This is a genomic window from Acinetobacter sp. CFCC 10889 (genome assembly GCF_003268395.1).
Classification (GTDB): Bacteria; Pseudomonadota; Gammaproteobacteria; order Pseudomonadales; family Moraxellaceae; genus Acinetobacter.
In genome coordinates, this window is the sequence record NZ_LQXQ01000002.1 from 113,133 (window position 1) to 124,065 (window position 10,933).

The 10,933-nt window shown below is 34.2% G+C and carries 10 protein-coding genes and 1 tRNA gene; 3 read left to right on the top strand and 8 right to left on the bottom strand.

Features of this window, described 5'->3' with window-relative positions; genetic code table 11:
* Positions 1–294: 294 nt before the first annotated feature.
* Positions 295–371, bottom strand: a tRNA-Ile gene (locus AVJ19_RS01080).
* Positions 372–532: 161 nt separating this feature from the next.
* Here AVJ19_RS01080 and AVJ19_RS01085 point away from each other — a divergent pair.
* Entirely contained in the window at positions 533–1,789 is a 1,257-nt protein-coding gene (locus AVJ19_RS01085; RefSeq protein ID WP_111857989.1) for a tyrosine-type recombinase/integrase, read from the top strand.
* A gap of 51 nt (positions 1,790–1,840) precedes the next feature.
* Here the strand turns inward: AVJ19_RS01085 and AVJ19_RS01090 are convergent, their stop codons facing one another.
* From AVJ19_RS01090 to AVJ19_RS01120, 7 genes are all read right to left on the bottom strand, one after another.
* Entirely contained in the window at positions 1,841–2,218 is a 378-nt protein-coding gene (locus tag AVJ19_RS01090; protein ID WP_111857990.1) for an SMI1/KNR4 family protein, read from the bottom strand.
* 86 nt (positions 2,219–2,304) lie between these two features.
* On the bottom strand, positions 2,305–3,165 hold the full coding sequence (gene thiM / locus AVJ19_RS01095; RefSeq protein WP_111857991.1) for a hydroxyethylthiazole kinase: 861 nt from the start codon (positions 3,163–3,165) through the stop codon (positions 2,305–2,307).
* Between the two features lie 9 nt (positions 3,166–3,174).
* Positions 3,175–4,329 carry a hypothetical protein gene (locus AVJ19_RS01100; protein WP_111857992.1) on the bottom strand — a complete coding sequence of 385 codons (1,155 nt, stop codon included), beginning with the start codon at positions 4,327–4,329 and terminating at the stop codon, positions 3,175–3,177.
* A gap of 168 nt (positions 4,330–4,497) precedes the next feature.
* The gene (locus AVJ19_RS01105) at positions 4,498–5,193 is read right to left on the bottom strand and encodes a methionine ABC transporter permease (protein ID WP_111857993.1); all 696 of its coding nucleotides are present in this window, start codon (positions 5,191–5,193) and stop codon (positions 4,498–4,500) included.
* Complete coding sequence (locus AVJ19_RS01110; RefSeq protein WP_111857994.1) at positions 5,190–6,215, bottom strand: methionine ABC transporter ATP-binding protein; 1,026 nt, start codon at positions 6,213–6,215, stop codon at positions 5,190–5,192. Before AVJ19_RS01110 ends, AVJ19_RS01105 begins: the two co-directional genes overlap by 4 nt.
* Before the next feature lie 74 nt (positions 6,216–6,289).
* The gene (locus AVJ19_RS01115; protein ID WP_111857995.1) at positions 6,290–7,162 is read right to left on the bottom strand and encodes a MetQ/NlpA family ABC transporter substrate-binding protein; all 873 of its coding nucleotides are present in this window, start codon (positions 7,160–7,162) and stop codon (positions 6,290–6,292) included.
* A 711-nt stretch (positions 7,163–7,873) separates the two neighbouring features.
* Positions 7,874–8,791 carry a metal-dependent hydrolase gene (locus tag AVJ19_RS01120; RefSeq protein ID WP_111857996.1) on the bottom strand — a complete coding sequence of 306 codons (918 nt, stop codon included), beginning with the start codon at positions 8,789–8,791 and terminating at the stop codon, positions 7,874–7,876.
* Between the two features lie 323 nt (positions 8,792–9,114).
* Here AVJ19_RS01120 and AVJ19_RS01125 point away from each other — a divergent pair, with 323 nt between their 5' ends.
* Together AVJ19_RS01125 and AVJ19_RS01130 are read left to right on the top strand one after the other, a co-directional pair.
* Entirely contained in the window at positions 9,115–9,522 is a 408-nt protein-coding gene (locus tag AVJ19_RS01125; RefSeq protein ID WP_111857997.1) for a cation efflux protein, CzcI-like, read from the top strand.
* Between the two features lie 45 nt (positions 9,523–9,567).
* Positions 9,568–10,932 carry a TolC family protein gene (locus AVJ19_RS01130; protein WP_111857998.1) on the top strand — a complete coding sequence of 455 codons (1,365 nt, stop codon included), beginning with the start codon at positions 9,568–9,570 and terminating at the stop codon, positions 10,930–10,932.
* Position 10,933: the final 1 nt, after the last annotated feature.

Below are 10,933 nucleotides of genomic sequence, written 5' to 3' on the forward strand. Positions count from 1 at the left end.
GACTTACGCACTATCATTTTTCCAATCTTTGCGGTAGTCGATGATTTTTAGAATATCTCCAATTGAGGTAAAATTTTAGCTTTAGGTATAATATAATATAGCTAATTCGCTAAATATTTTTTAAACACATGATTTTAAAATAAATTATTTATAATTTCGTAGGTGGTTCGTGTAGGTTTGACTATATATTGATTACCCTTGAGTAGTATGTATCCTGAGTTATAGTTTTATTTTAGGATACAAGCAAGAATACAAAGAGGGGAGTTCTATATGAGTGTATATGATTTTAAAATTTGGTGGGCCCGCCCAGACTTGAACTGGGGACCAACGGATTATGAGTCCGCTGCTCTAACCAACTGAGCTACAGGCCCTATATTAAGTCAACTGATTTGATATCAATTACTTGGGTATGTGCGCAATACTAACTAAGATTTTAGAGAATATCAAGTATTTTCTTCAAGTAGACCGATAGTAGACTAGAGAAAATATTATGCTATATTGTTTAGCATTGCGGTAAATTGCGATTTTATATATGCCACCACAAAGAGTAAAGCTAACAAAGTCATTTATTGATCAATTAGAGCTCAAACCTGCTATATATAGGGATAGCGAATTGATTGGTTTTGCTGTGCGTGTGAATAATAACTATAAGACATATATCGTTGAAAAAAAGGTATTAGGAAAGGCAATTCGCTCTACTCTTGGTCTACACGGAAACATAACTTTAGCTCAAGCAAGAGAGTTGGCACGTGAACAGCTTTTTCTCATGTCACAAGGCGTTAATCCAAATGATAGAAAGAAGAAAAAAATATTGGATGGAAAAGATTGTATCCATTTAGAAAAACAGAAACCAACAGTAAAAGAAGCGTTTGCTAATTACTTTAGTCTCAAGTCACTAAGACCTAGATCAATTGAGGATTACACAATAGTGTGTGATCAATATCTTGAAGATTGGCAAAATATTAAGCTTGATGAAATTTCAAGTAAAATGATTCAAGAAAAACATGCAAATTTATCAAAAAGCTCAAAGGCGCAAGCTGATATGGCTATGCGAGTATTTAGAGCTATTTATAATTTTTCTATAGAACATTATCTTGATGATCATGATCATCCGATTTTAACTGCGTATAATCCTGTCAAAACACTAAGTGCAAAAAAAGTATGGAATAAAATTAGACAAAGAAAGACTTACATCAATGAAGATCAAATGTCAGACTGGATTCGCGCTATTATTAAGTATGAAGATAGAGGGCAGGCATTAGAAACAAACCGTGATTTTCTTTTAACACTTGTTTTAACTGGGTTTAGGAGAAATGAGTGTGAATCACTGCTTTGGTCTAATATTGACTTAACATACGGAAATATCATATCAATAGATTCTAAAAATGGCGAACCATATACATTACCAATGGGTGATTTTCTTTTTGAATTAATGAAGAAAAGGAGGCGCTATGTTCAGAGTGATTGGGTATTTCCATCTGCAAGATCAGCATCAGGGCATATAGAGAATATCTCAAAAGTTCGAGTTAAAATTAATGAATTGTGTGATGTAAAATTCACATTTCACGATTTACGAAGAACTTTTGGCTCGATTGCTGAAAGCTTAGATTATGGTCGCTACACAATCAAAAGATTACTAAATCACAAGAAAGATGAAGACTCAAAAGATGTGACAACAGGCGATATTCAAGTGAGTGACAAGCGTATTCGTGAAGCGATGAATGAAATAGAAGATATTATTCTGAATCACTATAAAAAAGAATATATCTATAAACTAAAGGCACAATAAAGCCGCTGCGAGTTGATGCTGATCAGTTAAGCAAAATGATTGGAAACATTTCTAAATATGAAATAAGCTTCTAAAATCAGTGACAAAAAGATGCATTGAACGTGATCCTAATGCACCTAAATCTAATTGATATAAGGTCAGATCATTATGATGATTAGAAATAAAATAGCCTAAGTCACCTTGCTGTCCAACCATCAAAAAGTGAGGTTCATCGGTTTGGATGTGATAAGTTTGATTACGCTCTATTAGATCAAAACAATTGTAAAAACAAATATAAATTTCCTCTTGTTCATGTTCATCAAAATATTCAATTTCATAAATCAAATGTTCTTGGATTTGTTCAAGTAAAATATTTTGATATGCATTTGGAATAGGAAATTTCCAATATTTTTCAATATCTCGAATCTGATTTAACAGAATTTGTGTCATTTTTAGCCTTGATCTGATTTTTTAAAATGTACAGTTAATATCATCATGCTCATAAAATATTTTTGAATGCTATGCAAATGTTATATTCAACCTAATATTTCAAAATCTGCATATTCATAAATAGTTTCAGCATTCAGTTCATAAATTGCATCTAAAAAAGCCACATTAAAGCTACCCACAGACTGTGTTTTTTCAAAAGCGAGTTTCCCTGCAATGGCAAAATGAATATGTGCAGAAAGTGCCGCAATCGTTGGTGTGGAAACGGTACTATAAGCTGCAATTAATGCACCTAAAGCACAACCTGTTGCTGTCACTTTGGGTTGTAAATAACTACCGCCATTGACTTGAATGACAGTATTAAGTTCTTTCGATAAAATAAAATCTGATTCACCTGAAATCGCAACACATTCACAATGTGCTAAAAGTGGCATAGCTTGTTGGTAGACTTCATGGCTTGAGATATTACTGTCTACACCTTTGGACTGTACTTGATTTCCTGCAAGCCCACTGATTTCAGAAGCATTTCCACGGATGACAGTGGGTTGTAATCGTACCAATTCATCAACCATTTCACTACGCCATTTTAAAAATGTGCCATAACCTACAGGGTCAAGTACCCACGGTGTTGATTTTACAGTGACTGTTTGTGCTGCGATCTGCATCGCTTGCATTTGCTCAGATGTTGGCGTACCTAAATTAATGCTAAGTGCAGCTGCAATCTGGGCAAAATCCTCCGCCTCAAACGGATTATCAATCATGGCGGGTGATGCGCCTGCTGCCAAAAGTACATTTGCTACATAATTGGCTGCAACACTGTTGGTAATACAATGTACCAGTGGTTGTTGCGTTTGCAATTGTGTCCATGCTGCAATGACTTGCTCTCGCAAAGTGTCGGTTTGAATCGGTTGTGTAGAATGAATATCATGAATATTCTCAAGCTGATTCATATTCAGTCCTCACTTAGTAAAATAATGGTCTTGGTGTTTACAACGATTACAGAAAGTTGAAATCGAATTATTGTCATCATATTCAATACTTAAATCTGTTGAACCGCAATGCATACAATTAAATTTTGAGAAAAACTCCATTCGAGGTTTGATATTTTGCCAAATCATAGGAATGGTTTGTGCAACATAATTTTCATCGAGTTTGATTAAGTTAAATAAAAATATTTGACTGACACGACTAAAATATAAATCATAAGGGCGAGGTAAAGTCGAAATTTCAAATTTTTTATGAATGGAGGTTTTTCGATATTCCTCCAAAGTTTTACGTAATTTATTGGTATTATTAAAATCAGTATTAAGTGGGTCAAGTGCTGTTTTTTGAGAGTGTAAATAATCTAAAGCCGTTTGTACCATATAATAAATCTGTCCCAACGATAAATGGTTGAGTAGATAATCGCAATATTCTTTGAATTTTTTATTACCTGCAAATTTTATACCTAAGCGTTTGCAATAGTATTGGGTAAATTCTAAAATTTCATGATAAAAAATAATAAATAGAGTGCTATGTACTTCTTCAGCTTGCTGAAAAGGTGCACCATATTTAAAATCTTCTAAGAACCATTGTTTTAATCGTTGATAAATCGTATATAAAGAGGGCTCTAAAAAGCGATCAACACGGACATTAAGATAAAAGTCATGTTCATCATCTTTTAATGTCACCATTTTCTTTTTTGTAATGACATTATATTTTTCTAAGCGATATAAAATCGTATTTTGTAGAGAATATGTTGAGGTCACTTTTTCCCATTTCATTTTTTCAAAATTAATAAAATCATTTTGGAAATAATCATTAATGATCATTTTATCTAAAATTGCAAATAAAAATAATTTATCGACTAAATATAAACTTGCAAGATTTCTAACACTTAATACTTTTTTATTATTTAGATTTGTTTTGGTTTTTGCTTCAAATAATGCTTGAGAACAGGCTTGGCATTGACAATGAATTAAGTCAGAATCGGAAATTTTGTGCTCGCAATGCGTACATTCAAAATATTCTACAGGCTCATCATTCAGTTCTGCTGATACAAGAAACAGTGAAGCTTTGCAAAGTGGGCAGAAGCTACTTTCATCATGTTCTTTTTGCAGGATCAGTAAAGCCATAATTCATCTTAAAAGTTCAATTTAGCTAGATTATAAGAGATTATAGGTGAGGAGAGTACTGCTTTACGGTTGATGAGGAATAATTAAAATTGACAAAAAATACTTTAATTTTCAATTAAAACCAGTGAATAAAGCACTGGTTTTTATCTTTAGTTTGGAAAATAGACATTATCTCAACTTAGATAACCAATCCCCCAAACTTTGTACGAGTTGTACCAAGATCAATAATACAATGACAGTGAGAATTACCACACTAGTATCAAAGCGTTGATAACCATAAGAAATTGCTAAATCACCAATACCACCAGCACCCACAGCACCAGCCATCGCAGTTGCACCGATTAAGCTAATGGTTGCTGTAGTAAGATTTAAAATCAATGAACTACGTGCTTCAGGAATGATAAATTTAAAAATAATTTGCCAAGGAGAAGCTCCCATTGCTTGAGCCGACTCAATAATACCTTCATTCACCTCTAACAAAGATGTCTCAATCAAACGCCCAATATACGGTCCTACATAAATAGTGAGAGGAACAATAGCCGCCCAAGTTCCGATAGATGTACCTACAATCACTTTGGTAAGTGGAATAACTGCAATCAACAAAATGATAAAAGGCAGGGAACGTAAGGCATTTACAATTGGATTTAGCACGTGATAAATCACTTTATTTTGCAAAATTCCATTTGGGCGAGTCACCAATAAAATAATCGCTTGAATAAAGCCCCAAATACCACCGAACAACATTGCAAAAAATACCATGTGTATCGTTTCTTGCATCGCAGTGACAAATTGGTCAATAGATAACGAACTTTGCCAATACGGTGCAGTGACTTCAGTGAGCCAATGAACGATCAAATCTCTCATTCTGCAACTCCTGATTGAGATACTTTAACACCTTGTAAAGCAAGGAATTGTACAGCTTGCTGAATTACAATCGGATCGCCAAGTAACTGTACAAACATTTGTCCGATGACTGCACCATTAATTTCAGTCATATTGGCGAATACGATATTAATACTAATATCAAATTGCTGAATCAATTTTTGAATCACTGTTTCTTGTGCAGAAGTACCTAAAAACTGTAAATTATAAATGCTGTTATGATTTTTATTTTCGAGATTATTCAAGATATTCACAGGCAATTGTTGTTGCAAAACCGTTTGAATGAAATTACGGGTAGTCGGTTGTTTAGGGCGACTAAAAATATCAATGGTTGAACCTGTTTCAATGACTTTACCAAATTCCATCACAGCAACATTGTCACAAATTGACTCAATCACATCCATTTCATGTGTCACCATCACAATGGTAATCCCTTGTTCTTTATTAATTTTCTTTAATAATGCAAGTACTGATTTGGTGGTTTGTGGATCAAGTGCAGAGGTGGCTTCATCGCAGAGTAAAATTTTTGGATGATTGGCTAAGGCACGTGCGATACCAACACGTTGCTTTTGTCCACCAGATAGTTCATCAGGAAAAGCATCTTTCTTATGTTTAAGATCGATAAATTCAAGTAATTCATTTAAACGTTTTTCACGTTCTGCTTTTGAAAAGCCCAATAATTTCATTGGCATTTCAATATTTGCAGCAACACTTTTGGTTTCCAGTAAATTGAAATGCTGAAAAATCATACCAATATTTGCACGTTCTTGACGTAATGTGCGTGCATCTAATGCAGTGAAATCTTGATCATTGATGATCACTTGTCCTTGAGTTGGACGTTCCAAGAGGTTGATCATACGGATTAAGGTACTTTTTCCTGCACCACTATAACCAATAATGCCAAAAATACTGCCCTTTGGAATCTGTAAATTAATGTCATCCAAGGCACGTACGGTTTGACCTTTGAGATCATAATGTTTTGAGATATTTTTAAATTCGATCATGTTGTCAAAAACTATACAAAAATGAAAAAACAGGCAAAATCATTTTGCCTGTTTCATGGACATCCGACTAGATGTTATTTGTTTTCTGTCAAATAGCTAACAGGTTTGTTTACATCCACTTTAGTACCCCCAAAATGCTCTTGAACATATTTACCTACAGCTGCAACATGGTAAAGTTCACCGACTTTTTTCAAGATCGGATCATCTTTACGAGATTCAGCAACTGCAAGAACATTCACGTTCATTTTTGTGCTTTGGTCGATTGGTTCATAGTAGATCGAATCTTTTAATACATTCAATCCACCTTCCATTGCTAAAGTGTTTCCAAGTACAATCGCATCAACTTCGTCTTTTGCACGTACAGCAGTTGCCATTTGAATTGGCTTGATCACGATTTTTTTGCTATTTTCAATGATATCAGCAGGTGTGCCTTTTACATTATCAAAATCAGCTTTTAATTTTACTAAACCAGCAGATTGTAATAACAATAATGCACGTGATTCATTTGCACCATCATTTGGAATTGCAATGGTTGCACCTTGCGCAAATTCTTCAACCTTTTTTACTTTGCTTGAGTAAATACCCATTGGCTCCAAGTATGTGGTTGAAATAGGTGCGATTTTATCTTTATTTGAATCGTTAAATGCAACTAGATATGCATAAGACTGGAATGCATTAATGTCAATTTCTTTATTCGCAACGGCAGTGTTCATCGACACATAGTCAGTAAAGTTTTTAACTTCAAGCTTGATCCCTGCTTGTTTAGTTTCAGGCAATGTTGCAATATAACGCCATACATCTGCATCTGAACCTGTAGAAGCCATCACAACGGTTTGCTCTTTCGCATCACTTGTAGATGCAGTTTCAGTTTTAGGCGTTTCTTGTTTACCGCAGGCTGCTAGAGAAAGCACAGATGCGCTGAGTAAAACACCAAACAATTTGTTCATGTTAAATCCTGAATAATAAAATGTATTTAAATTACTACACTTTTAAACTTTAAATAAATCTGTTCAATTACCCAATACAACTTAAAACAAATTTGTGTCTTCTCTAAAGCTCTGATATGACGTACAAAAATTTTTCAATTTGAGATTGGTTTTGCAAGGTTCTTTTATTGAATCTAATTGAAATGAAACAATAAAAATTCAAAAATGATATTTGAATAGAACCAAGACTAAATTTTTATTTATCATACCAATAAATTTAACTTATACATAGTCGTGCTAAAGATTTGTATTGCTTAGTAAAAAATATTATAAATGAATGAATTTACTAAAAAAATAAATAAAACAAAAACTTTTGTTGAATTGTGCTGTAAATAGACAGAACTTTATATTTATTCTTAATATATAAAATATCATGGAAAGCTTAGATGAAAAACAGATAAATAAGTTAAAGAATATTAAAAAGCAAGAAAAATAATTGTTCTTTAGCTGAATATCAGTTGTATTTTCATTTATATCAAATATTGATTCATCTATTTTTTAGAATAAATTTATTTGTTGATGTTTGAAAGTTGTACTGATTATATTTTATTCACTACACAAATGTCTTGAGACTTTGAAAATACAGTAAATTAAATTTATGTATCTTCAAAATTTTCTCTAAACGAATTTAATTAGTATATAACTTAGAATATTGTCCCCAATTATAAATAGTTAATTTTTTGCAGCAGCAACAGCTGTTGAACGTGCAAAATAAGCCAAAGCTTGCGCTGTATTTCCTTCAGATTCAGGATGATAATTCGGTGAGATCCAACGCACAACTGATTTTGCTAAAAAACTAAATGTTGGTAAATTGCCAGTCCGTGTGCCAACTTTTTGCAGCTCCCACAACATACGAGGAAAACTAGCTTTAGCGATTTTCTGCATTTCAGCCAAATCATCTTGACGTGCCAAGCTACGCCCAATATCGACCATTAAATACATAAAAATAGGAAATACTGCAGTCATTAACATTTGGCGTGACACATAAAAGCCTAATTTGTTTTGTAATAAATGCTGAAACAAATCAAATGCAACATTGCGATGCTCTACTTCTTCCGCCAAGTGCCAGCGGAACAAATCACTCATTTCTGGATCTGCGCCATATTTGTCCCAATTGTGACTATGATCCAACGTCCATTGCCCAATCACACCTGTAAAATGCTCAATAGCAGCGACAATTCCAACACGCATGGTCAGCCAATAAGACTCAAGCCATTTTGATTTTGACAGATTTAGACCAAAAGGTTTATCTGACAAAAGCTGCTCAAATAAAGTTTCTGCAGTTTTTAAACCCTTATCAAGATTGTAATTATGCTCTGTCATAAACTTTTGCCCTTGAATATGGGCACGTGCATGGGTCGCTTCTTGTTTAATAAAAGCACGTACATCTTCTTTTAAAATAGAATTACTGATTAATGGCAAGGCTTTATTAAAGACTCGACAAAACCAAAACTCACCCGCAGGTAAGAGTAAATTGATTGCATTATAAGTATGTGATGAAAATGGATCTTCAGGAATCCAATGAATGGACGAATTCGAAAAGTTAAAGGCAACAGCTCTAGGTGTAATCGTGATATGTTCGTGCTTCACAAGTGTTATCCTGTACGATTATTTTAAAAATAGTCTAAACAATTTGACTTCCTTTACATTGGCTGAGTTACGCACTGAATTATCTTAAATGTTCAACATCGACATTTTAGTTATAGATCTTACAAATAAAAAAAGAAACTTTAAGAGAGTAGAGAAAGCTCTTAAAAGTATGAATCAATATATAAATATTCAGTAAGAAAGTTGAATTGATGATTCACCAATTGAATGTCTAGGATGAGAAAAAATTAAAATATGCATTTGTAATTTTATAACAAGTAAAATTTCGCTATGCTATAGCGGTTCATTGGCTCATTGATCTAAACATGCTGAAACGAAGTAGTTGGATTACATTGTTATTTGCTTTGCTGATTTTCCAAAGTCTTTGGAATGTTGCGGCAGCATTTTGTGTGCATGAAGATATTCAACCCAGCCGTGTCAACATACCACATTTTGGTCATCACCAAATGACGCAAGCTTGCCAAAATGAGCTTAAGACACCACACCATCATGTACAAGTAGATTACGACTTTTCATTTTTAGAAGATGATCATCAAGATCATTTACCTTCTTTTAATGCCATGATTTTGGTCGATGAACAAGACAGGTTTATTTTTAAATCTAGTCAATCGATTACATCACTCCATTTTTTTCCTTGGTATAATTTTTATCAATCCCCTGATTTAACTCAAAATAACCCACCGCCTATTTTTGCCCCACTACAGGTGGGGTAGTCAACAGCCCACCACTTTTCATTCATTTAAAAGTGGGGCATGTTCATGTCAAAAAATCAAATTCAACAGCAGAAAATAGCTGTGCGTGGTCAGAAACTTGGTCTGAAAACCTTATGTTGTGGTGTTTTATTTGCAGCTATGAGTTCTGTAGGTTTTGCTGCAACAAAAACATTATCATTGGAAAGTGCGATTGATAAAGTGGAAACTTATCAGTTATCACAAAATATGTGGGCGACACAGACTGAAATTGATCAAGCCAATCTTGCCAAAGCTAAATTATGGAAAAATCCACAATTAAGTCTTGAACAAACAGGTTTTGACTCTAAGGAAGAACAAGAGTTTTCTGTCAGTATTTCACAAGAGCTGGATGTGTTTGGTGTACGTAAGGCCAATCAAAATCTTGTTGTATTTTCTCAAGAAAAAATGTTTTTAGCTCAAAAAATTTATACTGCGCAAATGAGATTGACGGTGAAATATTTATGGTCACAACTGGCAATTGCAGAGCTTGAAAAAAATATTGTTCAGGCACAACTTAGTGTCAGTGAAGCCAATTTAAATGCCATTCAGAAACGTTTTCAAGCAGGCAGTGTGGCAGAGGTTGACTTAAAACGTGCACAGTTAAGTCATACAGAAAGTATACGCTTATTTAAACAAGCAGATTTGCAAGTGCAATTGGCACAGCAGCAATTGTCGAATATTTGGGGCGCATCTGATAAAACCATTCAGATCCAATTGGCAGCAAATCGTCTTTGGCCTCAAGACAGTCATCAAAATGCACAGGCTTATTTAGCTGAAAATTATTTTGAAAAATCACGCATTTTACAGCTTAAAAATACTCAAGCAGAGTTGGCTTATATTCAGGCCGCAAGACGACCAAATCCGACAGTCAGCTTAGGTATGAACCGTACTAAAGCACCTGAAAATGGCAATGAAAATCAGATCATGCTCGGTGTAAGTGTGCCTTTAAATATTTTTGATCGTCAGCAGCATGATGTAAAAATTAATCAATATAAACAAGATGCTTTGAATCGTCAGCAAGTTTTTTATGCACAGCAAAATGCCTTACAAGTGGGCACATTGTTGACGCAGTTACAAGGTTTAGAGGTTCAATTTAAAGATGTTGAAACAACCCAATTACCTCTCGCAACCGAAGTGCAGCAAAAAACATTATTGGGTTTTAGTGCAGGAAAATTTGTACTCACTGACGTACAGCAAGCCACTTTGCAATTGCAAGAGATTCGACAGCGGAAAGTAGAGCTACTCAAAGCTGCATGGCAAATTGCCATCAGTGCGGAAAGTCTGAGTCTAGGCATTGAGCCAAATGTGGTGATGTCAGCAGATGCCATTGCACAAATTAATCAAACACTTTGGGACAATATTCAAACTTCACCTGTGATTGGAGGAAACTAAG